Origin of the sequence: Nitrosospira multiformis (assembly GCF_900103165.1) — a bacterium.
Classification (GTDB): Bacteria; Pseudomonadota; Gammaproteobacteria; order Burkholderiales; family Nitrosomonadaceae; genus Nitrosospira; species Nitrosospira multiformis_D.
Window position 1 is genome coordinate 2986877 of the sequence record NZ_FNKY01000001.1, and the last position, 22813, is coordinate 3009689.

A 22813-nucleotide genomic window follows, 5' to 3' on the forward strand; every position below is an offset into this window, starting at 1 on the left:
CAAATATGCAATTCACGGTTCCCCATCCACTGTTGTCCCAGCTAAGCGAATTGCTTTCTACGCAGATGGGCTTGTATTACCCGGAAAAACGTCTGACTGATCTCGAGCGCGGAATTATTGCCGCCACGCCCGCGCTTGGAGTGGGAAGCCCGGAAGCATGCGTCCGACAGCTTCTATCCGCAACGCTGACGCGTAAACAGGTCGAGATACTCGCTTCCCATCTGACTGTTGGCGAGACCTATTTCTTCCGCGAGAAGAAAAGTTTCACCGTACTGGAGGACCATATATTTCCAGAATTGATGCGCACGTGCGCACATGCGAACCGGCAATTGCGTATCTGGAGCGCGGGTTGCTGCACAGGCGAGGAGCCCTATTCGATCGCAATGCTGCTTGATCGGCTGATCGGGCATTCCGAAAAATGGAATGCGACCATCCTGGCTACCGACATTAACCCGGTGTTTCTGCAAAAGGCTGCCGAAGGGCTTTATAGCGAGTGGTCATTTCGCGAAACGCCGGTCTGGATCAAGGAGCGATATTTCAAACAAAGAAAAAAAGGGCAATTCGAAATATTGCCGCACATTCGTAAACGGGTGACTTTTTCCTATCTTAATCTTGCCGAAGACGCCTATCCTTCGCTTACCAATGATACCCATGCGATGGACGTGATCTTTTGCCGCAATGTGCTGATGTACTTCAGTCCGGAATGGGTACAGAAAATTGGACAAAACTTCCACCGGTCACTTGTCAATGGCGGATGGCTCATCGTAAGTCCCGTGGAAAGCTCAAGCAGCCTGTTCTCTCAGTTCAAGGCCACTCCATTCCCCCAAGCGATTCTCTATCAAAAGACCAAAAAACAGGAATCGCAGACAAGCGTGGCGGAGTACTCAGCCACGATGCCCGACTCGTCACCCAGTGCATCATGCATGCCAGCGCCAGCGTTGACGCAAGTTTCCTTTTTTCAGGATGAGAAAATATCCTTTTCGCTGAAACATGTCTCGACGGAGGCATTGTCAGTGGTAACAAGTGCGTCCGTTCAACCCCAAAACGTGCAGCATACCGGAATCGATCCAGAGCACCATGGCCTTGATGCGCTCTGTCGCACAGCCCGTTCCCATGCCAATCTGGGGGAGCTCACCGAGGCCATTAAATGGTGTGAAAAAGCAATCGCTGCCAACAAACTCAATCCGGCAGCTCATTATCTCCTGGCAACAATACATCAGGAACTGGGGCAAGGCGAAATTGCAGCACAGTCGCTGATGCGCACACTTTATCTTGATCCAAACTTTGTGCTCGCCCACTTCGCGTTGGGCAACCTGTGTCTGTCGCAAGGCCGGCATCGCGAGGCGGAAAGGCATTTCGACAATGCATTGGCGCTATTGCATGCACACCCCCACGATGAACTTCCTCTGGAAGCGGGCGGACTGACCGCTGGACGGCTTACCGAAATTATTACATCCGTGCGCACCAGCCTCTCGCGCTCGACCCCGGAAATTTGAAAAAAAGAAAATCAAACGAAAAACCAAGGCATCCATGTCGCAAGAAAAGAGAAAACCGGCGCCCGTCAACTTCCGCGAGATCGAGCAGCGCCTGGCGACCGCGCGCACCACTATCGAACGTATCTGGGCGCCAACTACCGAAGAGACACAGCGAATCCTGCGGGCAAGAGCGCTGGCGCTGGCGCAGGAATCCACGCTGGACGAGACCCTCGATGAAGACATTGAGGTCATGGAATTCACGCTTGCCTATGAACAATATGCGATTGAAACACGCTACGTCCGTCAGGTTGCTGCTCTGGAGAACCTGACACCACTGCCTTGCACGCCGGCTTTTTTGCTCGGTATCGTCAACTTGCGCGGCGCGATACTCCCGGTCATTGATCTCAGGAAGCTTTTCGAATTGCCGGAAAGAGGCCTGACCGACCTCCACAGGATTATCGTACTGCAATCCGGAAAAATACTTTTCGGCATCCTGGCTGACACCGTCACCAGCGTACGCCGTATTTTATTGGCCGACCTCCAGCCGTCCCTGCCCACCCTTACGGGCGTCCGCAGAACCTACCTGGCGGGGATAACGCCTGAGCGGCTGGTAGTGCTTGATGCGGAAAAACTTCTGATGGATGAAAGTATTAACGTGCAGGACCAAGTAGCCGAGTAGAGAGAGGGATAAATGAAAAGTACATACGCAAAAAATGTAAGCATGCGCGGTAGTTTCTCGATTTCGAGATACACGGCAAGACGGTGTTTTTAAGGGATCAAACCATGACCATCAGCAAGAAAATCATCGGCGGGTATGCAATCGTACTGGCAATGCTCGCGCTCGTAACAGGGGTTTCCTTTAATGCGCTCAATCAGACACAGGCCACATACGACCGCTTCTTGAACGTGGACGAACGATTGCTGGAAGGTGCCAACGAGCTTCGGACCGTTGCATTTGCTCAGCAAACCTATGTACGAGGTACTTTACTTTTCCCGGAACTCCGGAAGCTGAATCGGACTCTTCTGCAAGCCAACGATCGCCTATTCAAGCAAACCCTGGCAAAAATGCGTCTGCTAATGAGCACTACAGAAGGACATGAACAAGGACTCGAATTTATCAAGGAATTTGAATCTTTCCAGGAGAAACTCGAGCAAGCTGAGCATGAAACCGTCCGCCTTGCACTGGAGGATAAAATGGAGGAGGCCACCGCCTATGCTATCAATCATTTTCGTCCTCTTAGCTTCGCGCTCATCGATAAAGCCGCGGAATTCCATGGCCGGAAATCCAAGATGCTGGATAAAGCAAGAGTTCGTCTTACAGAGGAAGTCAGGCTCCTTACGTGGATACTGGCGGCCGTCTCGCTGTTTGCCTTTCTCGCCGGCTTGGCAAGCGGAGTCCATCTCAGCCGCACCATCACTCGTGAACTGCGGGAAAGCATCGTTCAATTATCGGCGTCTTCAGCCGAAATTCTTGCCACTACCACGCAAGTGGCCTCGGGAGCAGCCGAGACTGCGGCCGCCGTAAGCGAAACTACTGCTACCGTCGAAGAGGTCAAACAAACCGCGCAGCTTGCAAATCAAAAGGCAAGATATGTTTCCGATAGCGCGCAAAAAGCTTCGAACGTTTCCCAGGCCGGCCGCAAATCGGTGGAGGAAGCTATTCATGGGATGCGCCGCATCCAGGAACAAATGGAATCCATCGCCGAGAGCATCGTGCAATTATCTGAGCAGAGCCACGCCATCGGCGAGATCATTGCAACCGTCAATGACCTGGCAGAGCAATCGAATCTGCTTGCGGTAAACGCTGCCATTGAGGCAACCCGGGCCGGAGAACAAGGCAAGAGCTTCGGCGTAGTGGCGCAGGAGATCAGAAGCCTCGCCGAACAATCCAGGCAGGCGACCGGTCAGGTGCGCACGATTCTGGGCGACATTCAGAAAGCAACGAACGTTGCGGTACTCGCTACCGAGCAGGGCAACAAAGCGGTAGAGGCTGGCGTAAAACAGTCCACCGAAACCGACGAAGCCATCCGCATGTTATCGGCAAGTATCAATGAGGCGGCACAGGCAGCCACCCAGATCGCCGCTTCCAGTCAGCAGCAAATGGTTGGCATGGATCAGGTAGTGCTGGCTATGAATAACATCAAGCAGGCGAGCGAGCAGAACGTAGCAGGCACCCGGCAGGCGGAACTCGCGGCGCAGAGCCTGTATGAGATGGGCGGGAGACTAGGCGCTTTGGTAGGGAGTGAGCCCGTCCCGATAGCGAGAGCAAAATAAAATTTATGATAAGCAAAAATGATGAGCTTTTGAGAAAGCTCCTTGCAACGTTTCAAGTTGAGGCGGATGCTCATCTCCAGGCAATGTCGTCTGGACTGCTCGCATTGAAAAAAATACCGGTGGGCCAGCAATTGGCTGATATTGTCGAAAGGATCTTCCGGGACGCGCACAGCTTGAAAGGTGCCGCCCGGGCAGTCAACCTCACGCAGATCGAAGCGGTCTGCCAATCGCTGGAAAACGTCTTCTCCGCGTTGAAAGACAAGCATCTTCCTGTCTCATCGCCGCTGATCGACCTGTTACTCCAGACCACCGATGCGCTGAGTGGGCTTCTTACTGGGGCTAATAGTGTAGCCGGAGCACAAAAACCTCGGGTGGCGACACTGATTCGACAGCTCGACGACGCATTCAGGGAGCCATTGTCCGAGTTCGCCAACCCCGCCCTGGCGCCGCAGATGGCTCCGCCCGACCAACCCACCACCCTGCCCCCCGATGTACCCGCCGAACCGGATAAGAGTATGCAGATGCTGACCTCCACTCCCGGCCTGGCATCAACGACAGTCAGAGTCTCCGCCACCAAACTCGATGCCGTAATGCGTCAGGTTGAGGAATTGCTGCTGCCGCGTCTGGCGGTGAATCAACGCACCAAGGAGCTCACCGAGGCCGCCGCGATGCTTGCGGCATGGAAAAGACAGCGGCTGCATATTCAGCCGGCATTACGGCTTGTTGATCGTGAATTTGCGCGCAATATCAAGGATGGCAGCGCCTCCCGAAGGAAGCTTGAGCTTCCCCGGTTGCTCAAATATCTGGATGCCGAGCAACTCCACATGAAAATGCTTGAGGATCGCCTGGCAAGCCTGCAACGGGCAGCCGAGCAGGATCAGCGCGTATTGGCCGGCATGACCGACAGCCTGCGGCACGATGTCAAGGAGATGCAGTTACTGCCGTTCTCCTCGTTGCTGGATATTCTCCCTCGATTATGCCGCGAGTTGGCCCGCGAGCAAGGCAAGAACGTAGATCTGGTGATTCAGGGCAGCGAAATAGAGATTGATCGGCATATTCTGGAGGAGATGAAAGATCCACTTATTCACCTTGTGCGTAATTGCATTGATCACGGCATCGAGCAACCGGCGGCGCGCTTGGTCAAGGGCAAGCCGTCACACGGAACCATCACCCTGGCATGCTCGCAGAAAGACGGTGGCATGGCCGAGGTACTGGTGGCCGACGATGGTGCGGGCATCAATATCCCCCTGATAAAAGCCGCAGCGCATAAGCTCGGTATTGTTTCTGCCGAAGAGGCGAAACAGCTCGGTGAACGGGAATCGATGGCACTCGTTTTTCAATCCGGTGTAACCACCAGCCCCATTATTACTGATATCTCCGGGCGCGGACTCGGGCTTCCAATTGTAAGTGAAAAAGTCGAACGCTTGGGTGGCACCATTCTGGTCAAGTCAAGCCCTGACGAGGGAACCGCCTTTCACCTGCTCCTGCCGCTAACGCTGGCAAATTTCCGTGGCGTCCTCATTCATGCCGGCAGGCAGCTTTTCGTCATTCCGTCGACGAGTGTTGAACGGGTGGTTCGGATCGCCAACAAGGAAATCCAGACGGTGGAGAACCGTGAAACAATCCTGGTGGATGAGCAACCGGTTTCTCTGGTCTGGTTAAGCGATGTGCTGGAATTGCCACGTCATGTCATAGCGGCTGAACCCGCAGGCGGTATGAGCGCATCAGCTGTGATTCTTGGCTCGGGCCTTGCCCGCATCGCATTTTTGGTGGAAGAGATTCTTGGTGAACAGGAGGTGCTTGTCAAAACACTCGTCCGGCCATTGACGCGAGTACGCAATGTCGCGGGGGCGACGGTGCTGGGAACCGGGCGGGTAGTACCTGTGCTAAATGTAGCTGATTTACTGAAATCGGCTACGAAGCGCCCTGCCCGGATGCTCACCTCTGCGCACCAGTTATCGGCTGAAAAGCATGAAAATTCTAGAAAACTATCCATCCTTGTGGTGGAGGACTCCATCACCTCGCGGACATTGCTCAAAAATATCCTGGAATCATCGGGATATCGTGTGAGTACCGCCGTGGATGGGGTTGACGGCTACACCACGCTCAAAACGGGGGCGTTCGATCTGGTCGTCTCCGATGTTGAAATGCCGCGTATGGACGGTTTTGGTCTCACCGCCAAAATACGTACCGACAAGCAATTTACAGGATTACCGGTAGTACTGGTGACAGCACTGGAATCCCGAGATCACCGCGAGCGCGGGATTGATGCGGGTGCCAATGCTTACATCGTGAAGAGCAGCTTCGATCAGAGTAATCTACTGGAGATCGTCCAGCGCCTTATCGGGACCCCGTCATGAGCTCCTTCCCACGATCCTGAAACCGGACAGATGACCGACACCATAACCTGCAAAGACTTTTCGTATCACTTAATGCTCACCTTTCTGGTGGGTTCACTACGGATTTAGGATGATCAACGTTCTGGTAGTGGAAGATTCCCCCGTCGTACGTGAATTCCTTATTCACATTCTCAGCTCGGACCCTGATATTACGGTTATTGCAACGGCACATGATGGCGAGGAAGCGCTCGATCTTGTGCGGCGCTATCGTCCTGACGTAATCACCATGGACATTCACATGCCGAAACTGAACGGACTGGAAGCCACACGCCTCATCATGGAAACGAATCCGACGCCCATTGTCATCGTCAGCGGCAGCGAGAATATCCATGAGGTCGCGACGACATTCGACGCGATGGATGCCGGCGCCTTGGCGGTGCTGCGCCGCCCGGCTGGTATTGGCCATGTGGATCATCAGGCCATGGCCCGGAATATGGTACAGACAATAAAGCTGATGTCGGAAGTCAAAGTGGTGCGGCGTTGGTCGCATATGCGAACTGTGGTACCTACTTTACAGCCGGCTAACCTGGGCTTGATCCGTGAATCGGCTCAAATCAGGGTTGTTGCCCTGGGAGCCTCGACCGGCGGCCCATCTGCGATCGAAACTATTCTGGCAGCGCTTCCGAGGAATTTTCCCGTACCCATCCTCATCGTCCAGCACATGGCACCAGGCTTCGTAGGGGGATTCGTCCGGTGGCTGGCAAACTCATCCAGGCTGCCGGTTCATGTTGCCACTCATGGCGCGCTCCTGCTACCCGGCCATGTCCACATCGCGCCCGATGAATATCAAATGAAGGTGGAACGCGGAGGCAGAATTGCCTTGACGCAGGACGAACTGGAAAATGGTTTAAGGCCTTCGGTTTCCTATCTTTTCCGAGCGGTCGCCGAAGTCTACGGCTGCGATGCCATCGCCGGACTGCTGACAGGAATGGGTCGTGATGGCGCCAACGAGTTGCGGCTGCTGAAGGAATCGGGTGCGGTTACTTTCGTCCAGGACCGGGATAGTTCTGTCGTAAACGGCATGCCGGGCGAGGCTGTCAAGCTGGACGCAGCAATGCTCGTACTGCCGCTGGAGAAAATCGCCGCGGCACTAACGAATCTAGTGAACCATCAAGGAAAACATTTGAGCGTGATCGATGACATCAAGAAAATTTAACACCAGTAACGTCGAGATCCTCCTCGCGGAAGATAGCCCAACCCAGGCGGAAAAACTACGATATCTGCTGGAGGAGCACGGCTATAGGGTCATGGCCGTGCCCAACGGCAAAGAGGCCCTCGCGGCGGCTCGGCGGCAAAAGCCGACGTTGATTATCAGTGATGTGATGATGCCCGAGATGGATGGGTTTATGCTATGCGGCGAAATCAAGCGCGATGAACAGCTGAAGGACATCCCCATGATCCTTCTCACTTCGCTCTCGGATATCCGGGACATCATGAAGGGACTGGAATGCGGCGCCGACAATTTCATCCGCAAGCCGTACGAAGATCAATATCTGCTCGCCCGCATCGACTATCTGTTGATAAACCATGAGCTGCGCAAGAACCAGAAGATGCAGATGGGAATGGAGATTTATCTGGGTGGACAAAAACATTTCATCACTGCCGAACGCCAGCAGATCGTCGATCTACTGATTTCGATCTATGAGGATGCGGTCCACATCAACAAGGAACTCCATGAACGGCAACTTGAGCTGGCACACTCGAATCATTTACTTACCGGACTTTACCGGATCGCGGAAGGCCTGAACCAGGCGGTAAGCCAGCACGAGGTATGTGAGAAAGCGCTTGAATACGCGATGGAACTGCCCGGGATCGAAGCGGGATGGCTTTACCTTTGCGATGATAATGGCTTCCGGGTGGCGGCTGCGCGCAACATTCCGGCCTCATTGCTGGTTGCAGAGACGATGGAAGATGTGTGTGAATGTCAACGCCTTTTTCTTACTGAAGGTCTGGGCCATGCGATAAATATTGTCCAATGCACACGGCTTATACCGCTTGGAAACGACACGCCAAGCTTTCACCATGCCAGCGTACCGTTACGGATCAATAATCAGAGCCGCGGTATCATGAATCTGATCGGGATGAAACAAGATCTGTTCACGGACAATGAGCTGGAAACGTTGTACGGAGTGGGGCACCAGGTAAGTATTGCGCTGGAACGCGCCCGGTTGCATGAGCACATGGAACAACTAGTGGAGGAGCGCACGACAGCGCTCACTGCGGAAATCTCCCGGCGTAAGGAATATGAGGCCAGAATTGTCCGGCTCAACCGGATTTACAGCGTATTGAGCGGCATCAATACCACTATCGTGCGCGTCCGGGGAAGACAAGAACTTTTCGACAAGGCATGCCGTATCGCAGTGGATCACGGCCAGTTTGTGTTTACCTGGATCGGAATATTTCACGCCGATACACAAAATATCACACCCATGGCAAAGGCCGGTCGCGACGACGGCTATCTGTCACAGATCAACCTGGCTAATGTTATTGATTCTCCCGGAAATTCCTGGTTGATTGCAGAGGCGATCAAATGGGTCAAACCGGCTATTTGCAATGATCTTACCCTTATCACCCACGAGAGCACACGTGCCTGGCATGCCCCAGCGCTAGACCGGGGCTATCATTCCAAGGTGGTGCTGCCACTCATCGTGGATAGCCATCTAGCCGGTATATTCGTACTCTATGCACCGGAAACAGGATTTTTCGACGAGGAGGAAATGACCTTGTTGACCGAAATGGCGGGCGATATTTCATTTGCCATGGATCACTTGAAAAAAGAGGAGCGTATCAACTATCTTGCGTTTTTCGATGCCGTAACCGATCTACCGAACCGTGCGTTGTTTGTGGACCGGGTCGATCAGCGAATCAGCACCATACATCACGATCACGAGATACTTTCGGTAATTATTCTCGACCTCGAACGGTTCAGCAGTATTAATGAGTCCCTTGGCCATCAGGCCGGAGACAGTCTCCTGCGTCAACTGGGAAAACGACTGAAGCAGCTACTTTATGAAACAGATATTCTGGCCCATCTTTCGGCGGATTACTTTGCCATCGCCATAAAGCACGGAGAAGACAGCACAGGCATTGCCCATGTTCTGGAGAAAGTTCTGTTCGGGATCCAGGATCAACCTTTCTTGATTGGCGGACAGGAGCTGCGCGTTTCCGCCAGGGCGGGGACATCGTCTTATCCTGCCGATGGCCGGAATACGGATACCCTTTTACGCAACGCTGAAACAGCGCTGAAAAAGGCCAAATTGTCTTACGACAAGCACCTCTTCTACGCTCCGGAATTCAATGCCCGGGTCACAGAAAAGCTGAAACTTGAAACCAAGTTGCGCCGGGCAATCGAGGAGGAACAGCTCGTACTGCACTATCAGCCGAAAATTGATTTGGAAAGCGGACAAATCAGCGGGCTTGAGGCATTGATGCGCTGGAAGGACCCCGACAACGGCCTTGTCCCACCGTTAAGCTTTATTCCCCTGCTCGAAGAAACAAGAATGATACTCGAGGCGGGACGGTGGGCATTGGACAAAGCAATATCGGATTCTAAGAGATGGCAGGCCATGGGGCTCAATCCACCCAAGGTTGCCGTCAATGTCTCGCCAATTCAACTACGGCAGAAAGATTTTGTCAGCATGGTAGCCAGTGTGATAAACGGCGCCAAGAACGTAACAATCGGGCTGGAACTTGAGATAACCGAGAGTGTAATCATGCAGGACATAGAAGCCAATATCCAAAAGCTCAGGATCATTCGCGATATGGATATCGAGGTCGCGATAGACGATTTCGGTACCGGCTATTCCTCGCTTAGTTATATTGCCAAATTGCCCGTCAACGTATTGAAGATTGACCGCGCTTTCATTATCAACATGACCAGCAACCCCGACGATCTGAACATCGTCTCTGCCATCATTTCTCTGGCTCATTCCCTGGACCTGCGGGTAATCGCGGAGGGTGTGGAAACCAACGAGCAGGCGCAGCTTTTACGGGAGCTCAAATGCAACGAGATTCAAGGATATTTGTTCAGCCCTGGCGTTCCTGCAGAAAAAGTCGAAGAATTTCTACGCCAGAAAAAACTGCTCCCCAAGTTGATATAGATCATCAGATATAGCACCAACGCCTTATCAAGCTGCCAGCCACTCTTAAAACTCCAGGCTGCTGGGCGATGGTGTTGGAAGATAACGAAGATGACGCTTTGCTTGCGGAAATTGAAGCGCTGATCAGGCGCCATGGCGCCGATGCGTTAGCGGAAGAATTTTTACGTTACGAGTAGCCAGGGTGCGCCTCGCGGTGCGAGATGCTCAAATGGCATTTCCTCGCAGAGCAATATCCGTAAACGCGTCGATCTCGGCTTTCAATTCCTTTTGATCTATCAAGCCCTCCACCAGATGGTTCGGCAAATCATCGTTGGACGCACCGGCAATCAGTCCCATAATCATGCCTCTATGCACATTGTCTCCGCCGGCATTGGCATTCGCCAGAAGAGACGCCTCGACACCCAGGTTATGTTTCATGACGAGATACAGGAGCAGCGGAAGCCCGTGTTCCGGGTAGCAGGCGGTTGCAAAGAGACGACGGATCACTTCGGGCTCGGTGTGCTGGCTGGCTAACTGGATTACTTCATAAGGCGCGGCATTAAGTCTCACATGAAGTTGCCACATCTCATCTTTCGGGATATTGCCGGGACCGCCATGCTCACGATAAGCGGCGAAGAGTTCCTCGCCGCTTACTTGAGGTGTTCGTATGTCTCTGGCATATGAAGATATTGCCTCGACCGGGTCGGCGCCTCTCACCAGCGAATTCAGAAGAGGAACCAGTATCCCCAGCGCACTGGCCGCGTTTTCCGATCTATGGGTGAGACACTGATGCTCTATGGCGAATCCGAGCCCCTGATAAGTACCGTCGACCAGCATGGCGAGAACCAGGGGACGTATGACCCCGCCATGCGAGCCGATGGACCATACATTGCGTTGCAGTTCGGCGCAGACATGGAGCGGCAGGCCTCGGGAATAGTTCTCGAACCAGCGTCGAAGATAGATCTCCGTATAAGGGTCCCTGTTTTCGCCGGGCGTGGTGAGATGCTTCACGAACTCTTCAATAAAATCTCCTGGCTCATAGCGGCCAACACGTATCACGGACCGCATGAGCACGCGAACCAGATGGGCACCAAGCGTATTCTCTCCCGCGGCCAATCCGTGATGGTAATGGAAACGATCCTCCAGCCGGGGAACCCGATTGCCGTGCTCGCTCTCCCGTTCCAGAGATCTGATTGCCAGATCACTATAACTGGTGTCATAGAAACGGGCATGTGCATGAAGAATGTCATAGCGACGGCCCAAGCGATTTGCGGTATCGACATCTGGATGATAGGTCATTCCCATCATGAAGCTTTCAGGGTGAGGATGGGGCGGCGCCTCGTATCCACGAATACCACCGTCAAATTGCTGCCGGATATTTTTCAGGCTGTAAAACCAGTGGGCCGGCATTGCCAGCGCGTCGCCTATAAATAACCCCCATAGTGCGTTACGCATGCGCCTCGCGCGACTTTCAACCGTACTTGCAGGATGATTCATGAGATTCAGATCCTTAAAATTAACACCATCAGGTGAAGCGTGCTGAGTAGTGCTCCAGCATACCGGGCATGTCATTCTTCATCTGCCTCTCCTTTCGCGACGTGATGTTTGCCGGTGCTCACGCGTTTTGCCTGAAAACCCTCGCTGCCAATATCCTCCAGGAACTTTACTTCGCTGCCTTTCTCCAGTTTGTCAAAGTTATTTTCAGCGAGATTATCCCGGTGAAAATATAACTCTTCCCCGTCGGGCGTCTCGATGAAACCGTATCCTTCCTCCGCAATCAGGCGCACTACCTTGCCGCGTATGACTGGCGCGTGCGCCTTGATATCGCCGCGCTGGCGGCGCCCGTAGTCTTCGAGCTGGCGCTTTGCGGCATCGAAGGCATCGCGCAGCGCAACATACACATCCTCATCCGCCTCACGGTTGACCACCAGCTCTTTGCCCGGCACGGTGATGTCGAGACGCACGTTGAACATGCGTCCCTGATGTTTATGTTTGTGTGGAACCTCGACTACCACCCGGCATCCCATGATATTCGGATAAAACGTCTCGAGTTTTTCCGCTTTTTGCCGGATGTGACTTTCCAGTGCTTCAGAATGGGGCACATCGCGCGCAGTGATTTGCAGCAGGGCTTTCATGAGTGTTCCTCCCAATGATTCATATTGCGCCATCCATTGGGGTGAACTGGACGGCATGGTTTCATCATAGACTATGCTTGACACTCATGTTGACCCAAGTCGCCCCGGCAAGCTGCTAGGCGCCACGAATCAGTAGCACGGGTATATGTGCCGTACGAACCACTCCTTCGGCAACGCTGCCGAACAGAACGCGGCTGAAACCGGAACGGCCGTGGGTACCGATTACGATCAGGTCGGCCGGCCAGCGCTCAGCCTCTTCCACTATTATGCTGGCGATGCGCTTGCCATGTGCTTCAAGCAGATTTATTTCCGCGCCCATGCCTGTCAGCTGCACCACCATTTGTGCGTGTGCCAGCGTCTTTTTGCCACTGTTCCTTACGGTTTCCTGCATTTCAGCGTAGTTGATGTAACTATCGCTATCCAGCAAGCGGATATCCTCGACGACATGCACCAACTCGAGCTGCGCGCTTTGCTGCCGGGCGAGCCGGATGGCTTCCTGCAACGCGCGGTCGGAGGTTGCACTGCCGTCAACAGGTACCAGGATATGTTGATACATGATACCTCCTGACAGGAATTATCCCTTAACACACACTTTTGGCCGGAGGAAAACAACCCGGCGTGCGGGCCCTGCTTATTCCGTCCCTCGCATCGAGCGGGAGCGAATAATCAGAATGCCCTGTTGCAGTTCATGGCATGGCCCGCGCCATGACTTGACGAAGCGAACGCCTGATTTCCTCTGGCACCCGCAAGAATATATGAGCCCGGTACTTCCATCTTGATCTAAAGCCATGGTTCATTATAGTCACTTCAGGAGAACTCGCTGAAGGGTCCCAAATCAAGCATAAATCAGGCAGGAATTCCTATTCCCGGCACCGCTACATAATTCTCTGGATATACTAAACTTTGATCTTGGAAGCAAATAGGCGCACTCCGTATCCGCCCAGCCAGCATGCTGCATAAATAAAGATCGACCGGGAAAAGTAAGCATGCCACGCCATAATGCCGATATCGCCGCGATCTTCGAGGAGATTGCCAATCTGCTTGAGATCCAGGGAGCCAATCCGTTCCGTATACGTGCTTACCGTAATGCGGCCCGCACCATAGGCGAGCTTTCTACGGAAGCATACGTGCTGGTGGAAAAGAATGAGGACTTGACGCGCTTCCCAGGCATTGGTCACGACCTTTCCGCCAAAATACAGGAGATTATCACTACGGGTCACTGTAGCTTACTGGATCGTCTGCACACGGAACTTCCTCCCGCCGTTACTGAACTTCTGAAAGTCCCGGGCCTTGGTCCCAAGCGGGTAAGGCATCTCTATCACGATCTGGATGTGCAGACCGTCGAGCAACTCTACTGCGCCGCGCGTGACGGCCGCATTCGTGCTCTGCCCGGTTTCGGTGAAAAGACCGAACTGAGTATCCTCCAGGCGGTGGAAACACATGCCGATCAGGTACGTCCCAAGCTGGCTGTAGCGGCACAATATGCCGAAGCGCTACGATCGCACCTGGCGGGAGTGCCTGGCGTAATACGAGTCACTGTCGCGGGTAGTTTCAGGCGTATGCGCGAGACGGTTGGCGACCTTGATTTCATTGTTGCGGCAACACCGGCTAGCGCTGTCATGCAGCATTTCATTGCCTATGACGAGGTTGCCGAAACGTTAGCGGTGGGTACCACACGTGCCAGCGTTATCCTCAAATGCGGTATTCAGGTCGATCTGCGCATAGTGGCCGAGGACAGTTACGGCGCCGCCCTGCTCTACTTCACTGGCTCCAAGGCACATAATATCGCCGTCAGGCAAATCGCCCAGAAACGCGGACTAAAAATCAACGAATATGGCGTATACCGGGGAAAAACCCGTATCGCGGGTGAAAGCGAGGAGTCGGTCTATCATGCTGCCGGCCTGTCTTATATTCCGCCGGAGCTGCGTGAAAACCGGGGCGAAATTGCGATGGCGCGTGTTGGATCTCTGCCACGACTGGTGGAGCTCGGCGATCTGCGGGGCGACCTGCATGTCCACACCAAATTTACTAACGGTCACAATACGCTGCGCGAAATGGCGCTTGCCGGCCAGTCACTTGGTCTGGAGTATATTGCCATCACAGACCATTCGCGCAGTCTTACCGTCGTGCGCGGTCTCGACCCGCAACGGCTGGCGCGCCAGTGTATGGAAATCGAAGCACTTAACGAAGAACTGAAAGGTATTACTTTACTCAAGGGGATAGAGGTGGATATCCTGGAAGATGGCAGCCTCGACCTGCCGGATCACGCTCTTGCGCAACTCGACCTGGTTGTGGGAGCGATACATAGCAAATTCGAGCTTTCGCGAGCCAGACAAACGGAACGCGTCTTGCGTGCCATGGCGCATCCTCACTTCACCATGCTTGCACATCCCACCGGGCGGATTATCCAGGAACGCGCGCCCTGCGACATCGATATGCCGCGCATTATCCGTGAAGCCGGGCGCCGAGGTTGTTTCCTTGAACTCAACTCCCAACCCGGCCGTCTTGACCTGCTCGACATCTATTGCCAGATGGCCAAGGAAGAGGGAGTACTCGTCAGTATCAATTCCGGCGCGCACAGTACTTTTGAGTTCGACAACCTGCGCTTCGGCATTGGGCAAGCACGCCGTGGCTGGCTGGAAAAGCAGGATGTACTCAATACCCGCCCCCTCAGCGAGCTTCGTGCACTCATCAATCGGACAATGTAGACAACAACGGCCTGCACTTTATCTGCTACCTATCTGCAAAGATTTGTTCAGGATGAAAAATTGAAAAAATGCCTATGCCGCCTATACTTCAAATAGGTTTCAACCGATTTGGCGCAACTAGCGGGGGATTGCCATGGTTTTTGCAAACCGGATTGCAGCAGCCGAACAACTTGCTGCGGCTCTTTCCGAATACCGGAACAAACATCCGCTGGTGCTGGCGATTCCAAGAGGCGCAGTGCCAATGGCAAAGGTCATTGCCGGCAAGCTGAATGGTGAACTGGATGTGGTATTGGTACGTAAACTGCGCGCACCCGGCAATCCGGAATTCGCGATTGGTTCGGTCGATGAAAGCGGTTGGGTGTATCTTGCCGATTATGCCTCGCAAGTGGGGGCGGACAAGGAATACATCAGGAATGAAGTTTCCACCCAACTGGAAACGATACGGCAGCGCCGATCTCAATACACTCCCGTGTGGCAACCGGTTGATCCCGCCGCACGCATCGTTATCGTAATCGACGATGGGCTGGCTACCGGTTCGACCATGCTTGCGGCACTGCATGCGCTCAAGGCGAAACAACCCGCTGAGTTGGTGTGCGCAGTACCGGTGGCACCTCCCGATACGCTGAAAAAGGTGTGCGGCAATGCCGATCGCGTAATATGTCTCTCGACTCCCATCAACTTTGGGGCTGTCGCACAATTTTACATGGATTTTCCTCAAGTGACGGACGAAGAGGTTATCGCCATCCTCGCTTCTTCCGGTCACGCCCAATGACGTGATTTCAAGTCTGGCGGACTGCCGGGCTAAAGGAATCGAAGCAAAAAAGTGACTGGGTAAGGACAGATTTTGAAGTCATGATCAGGCCGCTACGGCGCTGACGCTATCCTAAATCCGGTAATTGGACGAGATGAAGTGTGCGGTTTTTGGGGTGCAGGGCAAGGCGTAACGACGCGGAATGGTCGTTCCATTCCAAGAAGTTGCAACGCAGCCATGTGCCGCAAAAACTGTGCAATTCACCCCGTAGCGGGCTCACCCAGAAGGTGAGAGTCAAATAATACGAAATATTGTTATCAATCATAATACTGCTCTATTAAATGAGCGGTCAACTACCGGATTTAGGTTGATAAATCCTCCTCATGGGGCTCTAATAATATTCTGACCCGCAAGTGTCCTATCCCCGCGTTCCAGCTACCCGACGATAACGGCTAAGGGGTTACCCGTTACAATAGCCTCTTTGCTTGGGGTAATTTAAGTGCAATCTCGCCTTGCTGCCAGAGCCTTCCTCCCACTGCACGTGCTGGAACGGGTGATCGTTGAGGAATACGGTTTCTTCGCGCCATGTTGCGTACCGGTTCTTTAGCCTAAATCAACCATGCTGGAACTGCGTCATATTGGCAAAGCGTATGCAAACGGACAGCGGGTGCTGACCGATTTATCCTATACCCTCAGTGCCGGCGAGTATGTAGCGATAATGGGCGAATCCGGAGTCGGCAAATCAACGCTGTTGAATCTGATTGCCGGTTTGGATACCCCGGACACGGGTGAAATACTGATCAACGGCATTGCCATGTCGTCACTGGATGACGATGCGGCAACCCGGCTGCGGCGCAAAGCGTTTGGGTTCGTCTTTCAGGCATTTCATATCCTGCCGCATCTGACGCTGGGTCAGAATATTGCTCTGCCCTTATTGCTGAATGGCGTCTCCGGTGAACGTACTGAAGAACGAACCGGGCAAATGCTGGATGCGGTCGGCTTGCACGGCAGGGGACAGCATTTTCCGCGCCAGCTATCCGGGGGCGAGATGCAGCGAGTCGCTATCGCCCGTGCACTGGTACATCGCCCTAAACTGATCCTGGCCGATGAACCGACCGGCAATCTTGACCCGGACACCGCGCATGACATACTCATGCTAATGCGCGCTGAAATCAAGGCAAATGGGGCATCCGGCATCATCGTTACCCATTCGCATGCGGCCGCGGCAACGGCGGACCAGGTGCTGGTGCTCACAAAAGAAGGGCTCCACCCGGCGGATTCAGCGCATTCGACAGATTCGCACCAAAGCCGATGACAAAGTGGACAAATGGGGGCACGCTGTCGCGCTGGTTGTTGCTGGGCGAATGGAAGGCTCATCTGACGCAGGCCGCCATCGCTATCACTGCAATTGCACTTGGGGTAGCGCTCGGGTTTGCAATTCATCTGATCAATTCGGCTGCCTTCAACGAATTCTCCGCTGCCGCCAAAAGTCTTTCCGGCCAATCCGATCTGCAAGTGCGCGGTACCCAGGCGACCTTCGCCGAATCACTTTACCCGGCGCTGGCGGAGCATAACGGTGTCGAGCTTGCCAACCCGGTTTTGGAGCTCGATGTCGCCGTCCCCGGTAATCCGGAAAAACGGAAAAACACCACCTTGAAAATTCTCGGACTGGATATTTTTCGTGCCGCGGATATCGCGCCGGACTTGATCGGTATCCCGGCTGAAGACAGCCTATTCGATATTCTCGCGGATGATGCCATTTTCCTTTCCCCTGCCGCAATGGAATGGCTGGGGGTAAAGCGGGGCGATCCCTTATCGTTACGCGTGGGAACACAAACCATCACGCTGCGCGTCGCGGGCGGCCTGGTGCGAACCCGTGCGGGACAACGTATTGGAGTCATGGATATTGGCGCGGCGCAGTGGCGCTTCCAACGCATCGGTCAATTGTCGCGCATTGAATTGAAATTGATGCCAGGCATCGATCACGAAGCATTCAAAACCACGCTGGCACGGAAGTTGGGCGAACAATATGTTGTCACGGAAACCGCAGACCAGGAAGCGCGTGTTGCCAATATGTCGCGCGCCTATCGCGTCAACCTGAATATGCTGGCACTGGTGGCATTGTTTACGGGTGCATTTCTGGTTTTCTCCACGCAGGTGTTGTCGGTCGTTCGGCGGCGTCACCAGTTTGCGTTGCTGCGGGTGCTCGGACTAACGCGCAAACAACTGTTGGGGCAGATCTTATTGGAGGGAGCAACCCTTGGCACCATTGGCTCGCTGTTCGGGCTTGCCACAGGCTACGCCATAGCGGCGGCGGCGCTGAATATTTTCGGAGGAGACCTGGGAGGAGGATTTTTTCCGGGGGTACAACCGAGTCTGCATTTTGATCCCGTTGCGGCCGCAATTTTTTTCATGCTGGGATTGGGCGTCACCTTGTTGGGCAGCGCAGCCCCCGCCTGGGAAGCGGCAAACGCGCGCCCGGCACCCGCACTCAAGTCCGGGAGCGAAGACGCCGCGCTGTCGAAACTGGCCACACCCTGGCCCGCCCTCACTTGTCTTGCATTGGGGGGCTTGCTTACGCAGCTGCCGCCGATTTTTAATTTACCGGTCTTTGGCTATCTCGCAGTGGCCTTGTTGCTGATTGGCGGCATTGCGCTCATGCCGCGCCTTTCAGCGTTGATCTTCTCCGCCGTATTTTCCGTGGTAACCCGGCGCACATCCGATGCAGTACCGGTACTGGCGCTGGCACGACTGGCCAATGCACCCAATCAGGCAGCTGTCGCCTTGGGGGGCGTGCTGGCCAGCTTTAGCTTGGTGGCTGCGATGGCAATCATGGTCACCAGCTTTCGGGTATCGGTTGATGATTGGCTCAAGCATATTCTACCGGCTGATTTATACGTTCAGACGGCGACAAGCGGCGATACGCGTGGCCTTACGCCGGACGAGATAAAGACTCTCTCTGCGACGCCCGGCATCTCCCGCGCGGACTTTTTTCGCTCATCGCACCTGACGCTCGATCCGAGCCGGCCCAACGTTATACTGATTGCCCGTCCCATTGACATGACCGATCCCGCCAACACCTTGCCCATGACCGGTGAAGTTATCGCGCCTGCCCTGCTCCCGAAGGATGCGATACCCATCTGGGTATCGGAAGCGATGGTCGATCTATACGGTTATACACTCGGCAAGCGAGTCACCTTGCCGATAGGAATGTCCCCGCAAAACTTCGTGGTCGCCGGCGTGTGGCGCGACTATGGGCGGCAATTCGGCGCAATTCAGTTACAGCTGACCGATTACCAGGCCCTGTCTGGCGACCAGAAAATAAACGATGCCGCGCTTTGGCTACAGGCGGGTGTAACGCCTGAGCAGGTGATGGCATCGTTGAAACGCTTGCCATTCGGCGGCGCGCTGGAATTTTCGGCACGCGGCCAGATCCGCGCGCTCAGCCTCAATATTTTTGACCGCAGCTTCGCGGTCACGTACTTGCTGGAAGCGGTCGCGATTATTATAGGGCTGCTCGGTGTGGCGGCAAGCTTCTCCGCACAAACATTGGCGCGCACCAAAGAATTTGGCATATTGCGTCATATCGGCGTGACGCGCCGCCAGATTCTCAGTATGCTGGCAGCGGAGGGCGGCCTGCTGACTGCACTTGGCATTGCGCTCGGATTTGTACTCGGCTGGTGCATCAGCCTGATTCTCATCTTCATCGTGAATCCGCAGTCTTTCCATTGGACCATGCAGTTGAGTCTGCCTTGGGGTGGGCTGATGACCGTAGCTCTGGTATTGCTGCTGTCGGCATCATTGACTGCGCTGGCAGCCGGGCGTCATGCCGTCTCGGGTAACGCGATACGCGCAGTACGGGAGGATTGGTAATGTACTTTTTTAGATGCGATCCCATCCATATGGGGGGTTCTCGCAAAAGCGGTCACCCGATCATGCTCCTCGCGAGAATGATGATTCTCTCGCTGCATCTGGTTGCTGCTTGCGCTACCGCGCAATCACCTCCTGGTTTGCCTTCCGGGTCACCTCCTCAATCACCTCCACAATCATCTCAATTGCCCCCCCGGTTTTCCCAGGTGGTTCCTGGCGTAACACTTACCTTTCCCCAAGACTTCGGCGCGCATCCCAGCTTTCGCACCGAGTGGTGGTATGTGACCGGCTGGCTGGAAACTCCCGATAAAAAACCGCTCGGCTTCCAGATCACCTTTTTCCGCGCGGCGACCGAGATCGATCGCGCCAATCCCAGCCGCTTTGCGCCCAAGCAGCTTATCATTGCGCATGTGGCGCTATCCGACCCAGCCATCGGAAAGCTGTTGCACGATCAGAAAAGCGCGCGCGAGGGCTTCGGCCTCGCCTATGCCAAAGAAGGCGATACGGACGTAAGACTGGACGATTGGCGCATGGTGCGCGAGGAAAACGGCCGCTACGAGACCACCGTCGAAGCGCGCGACTTTACGTTGCGCTTGTCACTGACCCCCTCCCAGCCGCCGATGAAGCAAGACAAAAACGGTTTTTCACGCAAAGGGCCTCGGCCGGAACAAGCCAGCTATTACTACAGCGAACCGCATTTACAGGTCTCCGGGACGATTACCCGCCACGGCAAGCCTGTCCCCGTGAGCGGCACCGCCTGGCTCGACCACGAATGGTCCACCGCGTATCTCGACCCGGATGCCGATGGATGGGATTGGGTCGGCGCCAGTCTCGACGATGGCTCCGCACTGATGGCGTTTCGAATTCGGGGGAAAGACGGAAGCAAGGTATGGGCGTACGCGGGACTGCGCGATGCATCCGGCCGCATCACGCTATACGAGCCGGAGCAGGTGCACTTTCATCCGCAGCGCACCTGGCACTCGCCGCGCACTGATGCTGCCTATCCCGTGGCAATGCGGATTCAAACCGGTTCAACTGAATGGCTGCTCACACCGTTGCAAGATGACCAGGAACTCGATTCGCGGCAATCAACCGGGGCGGTCTACTGGGAAGGCGCAGTCACGATTACCCGTGACGGCAAACCCGCCGGCCGCGGTTATTTTGAAATGACCGGCTATGTAAAACCGTTAAAGCTATGAGAACAATAAAAACAATCGCTTGAACGGATGCTCACCGTTCGATATGAGCGGCAGTCATTGGCGAGCCGGTGACTGGGTTAGCCCCCAACGAACCCAAAATTGATTGCGGTATCGCCAGTCTGAATACAACGTTGATAGTAGGAAAGTATGTCTTTAGTAAGGGCATCAACGTTCGGATTTCTCAACAAGACAGGAAGCTCGGTGGCCGAGAAGACTTTTTCGCCTTTTGCAACATTAGAGCCAATGCAAAAGGATACCGTTCCGACAGCGTTGGCGGCGAAAATGCCCGAAAGGGCGCGCCATGCGATGAAGCCGTTTTCCTTCCATGGCATATAGCCGTCAAGTGCCTTAGCCCAAGCTAGCAGCGTGGGATACGTTTGGCTAGGTGTCTGAATTCGTGCGAGAACGTCTGGAAGAAGGTGCTTCGAGGCAACGTCGCGATTTGTATGCTTGAGTTGCTCCAGTTCTTGCCACATGGGCTTGATGAAGATCCCCGCATAAAGCAGAGTTGTATTCGGTGGCGCTGCGATCCTTGATCGCATACCGGGATTCTTCTGCAAGTAGCTTAGAAAATCCTTGGTTTGGGGTAGCAGCGTCATGGATGCTCCTCAGGAAGCTAACTTTATTATCGGTGGCCAGTTCGGTGTCCCACCCTCGAGCGCTTTGCCATTTCTTGGGTCTGATGGCTATACCGTTGTCTCTCCTAAACCCGCATAGATGCTCAATTAACTGCATAAGCATGCACCGTTTTTAATATAGCATATAGATGAAAAATGTTTTTGTAAGCCGCATCGCCCCTGCCGCATACGCGCGAATGGCGACTTTGGAAAAAAAAGCTGATCGTCTCCTTTTGGCACGTTTCTGCCTGTGGCGAAAGTCGCAAGCCGACACATAAGAGACAATATTGCCTATCCTCGGCCGCGTAACTTCTCCGATAGCACTAACCATTCATCAAAGTTGTTCTTTTCTGGAAATCTGAGGTCAGGAACTTCAAAGAAAGCCAATCGACGCATTCCTATCGGGCTAACGCCAGAAGCAGATTCAAACAATTCAAATATACATCCCCACAGATTTTTGATAACGTCAGAATCTGGGATAACTCCTTCATGCACTAAATTATTTCGTTGCTTACGTGCTGACGACAATGCTGCGAAACAGTTCTCAGATAGAAATTTGGTTTGCCATAGCAATTCATGTTTAACCGCCGTTGACCACGTGCGGTTATCTTGTTTGAGCGAGTCGAGTCTGTTTTTCATTTCGACTGGGTGAAAATCTGGTGTGCTCAGGAAGCGGTTTTTCCATAAGAAGAATGTAAGTTGCTCAACAACAACCCAAAGGCTGCTTAAAGCATCACTCCGATTCTGGTACACCATGGCGGTGTATCCATGCAGTAAAAAAAATGGCGACAAGTTATTTATCGCATTAATCACATTAATACCCTCACGGTATGCATTCCTCAGTTCGGATACACGTATGATCCGCGGATTCATTAAAGGCGCAAGACGCTCAACTATAGATGCCCACTTAGAACGTAGTCGAGTATGTAATGTGAGATTGTAAACAAAAATATTTGTTTTGCTCTGCAAACTCCCATCAAGCAGTTCTCTTGGACCTATTACTTCAGCATGTATTCCTCCAAGTAAAATCGCACAAAAAATTCGATTAATATTGTCGAGAGCAATATCCGAAGAATGATAATCAGCGCTTCTAGGGATTGCGATTGCCCCGTCGTAACTGATTAGTGCATTAATATTGTTGGCGTTGGTCAGCAGTAATGTTGCAACGGATTCGGACAACTTATCGCCATCATAAGAATTCGAATTTATCTGCTCAATCGAAATTTCCAATTTATCTTCTGCATCGGGAAGGACAACAGTATAGGGATTTAGAAACGCCACCCATGCCGGATTGTATGAAGGCACG

The 22813-nt window shown here is 53.8% G+C and carries 16 protein-coding genes; 11 read left to right on the forward strand and 5 right to left on the reverse strand.

Translation table 11 applies throughout. From position 1 onward, the window contains the following. Positions 1 to 5: 5 nt before the first annotated feature. The 6 genes from BLR00_RS13450 to BLR00_RS13475 all read left to right on the forward strand — a co-directional run bounded on the left by BLR00_RS13450 (position 6) and on the right by BLR00_RS13475 (position 10248). Positions 6 to 1496 (forward strand): CheR family methyltransferase, encoded by a 1491-nt coding sequence (locus tag BLR00_RS13450; protein ID WP_074633537.1) that lies wholly within the window; start codon positions 6 to 8, stop codon positions 1494 to 1496. 34 nt (positions 1497 to 1530) lie between these two features. Then, the gene (locus BLR00_RS13455) at positions 1531 to 2154 is read left to right on the forward strand and encodes a chemotaxis protein CheW (protein ID WP_074633540.1); all 624 of its coding nucleotides are present in this window, start codon (positions 1531 to 1533) and stop codon (positions 2152 to 2154) included. 104 nt (positions 2155 to 2258) lie between these two features. Then, positions 2259 to 3749 carry a HAMP domain-containing methyl-accepting chemotaxis protein gene (locus BLR00_RS13460; RefSeq protein WP_074633543.1) on the forward strand — a complete coding sequence of 497 codons (1491 nt, stop codon included), beginning with the start codon at positions 2259 to 2261 and terminating at the stop codon, positions 3747 to 3749. 5 nt (positions 3750 to 3754) lie between these two features. Continuing rightward, complete coding sequence (locus BLR00_RS13465) at positions 3755 to 6109, forward strand: hybrid sensor histidine kinase/response regulator (protein WP_074633546.1); 2355 nt, start codon at positions 3755 to 3757, stop codon at positions 6107 to 6109. Between the two features lie 109 nt (positions 6110 to 6218). Continuing rightward, on the forward strand, positions 6219 to 7304 hold the full coding sequence (gene cheB / locus BLR00_RS13470) for a chemotaxis-specific protein-glutamate methyltransferase CheB (protein WP_074633548.1): 1086 nt from the start codon (positions 6219 to 6221) through the stop codon (positions 7302 to 7304). Next, positions 7285 to 10248, forward strand: coding sequence for an EAL domain-containing protein (locus BLR00_RS13475; RefSeq protein WP_074633551.1), 2964 nt, complete (start codon positions 7285 to 7287; stop codon positions 10246 to 10248). The genes cheB and BLR00_RS13475 overlap by 20 nt, the downstream gene beginning before the upstream one ends. Positions 10249 to 10452: 204 nt before the next feature. On the opposite strand, the gene BLR00_RS13480 is transcribed toward BLR00_RS13475, so the two are convergent. The 3 genes from BLR00_RS13480 to BLR00_RS13490 form a co-directional block, all read right to left on the reverse strand. Further along, entirely contained in the window at positions 10453 to 11724 is a 1272-nt protein-coding gene (locus BLR00_RS13480; protein ID WP_074634323.1) for an ADP-ribosylglycohydrolase family protein, read from the reverse strand. A gap of 71 nt (positions 11725 to 11795) precedes the next feature. Continuing rightward, positions 11796 to 12362 carry a ribosome hibernation-promoting factor, HPF/YfiA family gene (hpf, locus tag BLR00_RS13485; RefSeq protein WP_074633554.1) on the reverse strand — a complete coding sequence of 189 codons (567 nt, stop codon included), beginning with the start codon at positions 12360 to 12362 and terminating at the stop codon, positions 11796 to 11798. A gap of 115 nt (positions 12363 to 12477) precedes the next feature. Beyond that, positions 12478 to 12918 (reverse strand): universal stress protein, encoded by a 441-nt coding sequence (locus BLR00_RS13490; RefSeq protein WP_074633557.1) that lies wholly within the window; start codon positions 12916 to 12918, stop codon positions 12478 to 12480. 430 nt (positions 12919 to 13348) lie between these two features. On the opposite strand from BLR00_RS13490, the gene polX reads away from it, so the two are divergent. From polX to BLR00_RS13515, 5 genes are all read left to right on the forward strand, one after another. After that, complete coding sequence (gene polX / locus BLR00_RS13495; RefSeq protein ID WP_074633560.1) at positions 13349 to 15070, forward strand: DNA polymerase/3'-5' exonuclease PolX; 1722 nt, start codon at positions 13349 to 13351, stop codon at positions 15068 to 15070. A gap of 133 nt (positions 15071 to 15203) precedes the next feature. Then, positions 15204 to 15842 carry a phosphoribosyltransferase gene (locus BLR00_RS13500; RefSeq protein WP_074633563.1) on the forward strand — a complete coding sequence of 213 codons (639 nt, stop codon included), beginning with the start codon at positions 15204 to 15206 and terminating at the stop codon, positions 15840 to 15842. Between the two features lie 598 nt (positions 15843 to 16440). Beyond that, on the forward strand, positions 16441 to 17136 hold the full coding sequence (locus BLR00_RS13505; RefSeq protein WP_074633565.1) for an ABC transporter ATP-binding protein: 696 nt from the start codon (positions 16441 to 16443) through the stop codon (positions 17134 to 17136). Further along, positions 17133 to 19694: an FtsX-like permease family protein gene (locus tag BLR00_RS13510; protein WP_074633570.1), complete on the forward strand. Its 2562-nt coding sequence runs from the start codon at positions 17133 to 17135 to the stop codon at positions 19692 to 19694. Before BLR00_RS13505 ends, BLR00_RS13510 begins: the two co-directional genes overlap by 4 nt. A 62-nt stretch (positions 19695 to 19756) precedes the next feature. Next, positions 19757 to 20890: a lipocalin-like domain-containing protein gene (locus BLR00_RS13515; protein ID WP_256324155.1), complete on the forward strand. Its 1134-nt coding sequence runs from the start codon at positions 19757 to 19759 to the stop codon at positions 20888 to 20890. A 77-nt stretch (positions 20891 to 20967) separates the two neighbouring features. Here the strand turns inward: BLR00_RS13515 and BLR00_RS13520 are convergent, their stop codons facing one another. Together BLR00_RS13520 and BLR00_RS13525 are read right to left on the reverse strand one after the other, a co-directional pair. Then, complete coding sequence (locus BLR00_RS13520; protein WP_074633575.1) at positions 20968 to 21489, reverse strand: hypothetical protein; 522 nt, start codon at positions 21487 to 21489, stop codon at positions 20968 to 20970. Positions 21490 to 21798: 309 nt separating this feature from the next. Next, entirely contained in the window at positions 21799 to 22812 is a 1014-nt protein-coding gene (locus tag BLR00_RS13525) for a hypothetical protein (RefSeq protein ID WP_074633578.1), read from the reverse strand. Between the last annotated feature and the right edge of the window lies 1 nt (position 22813).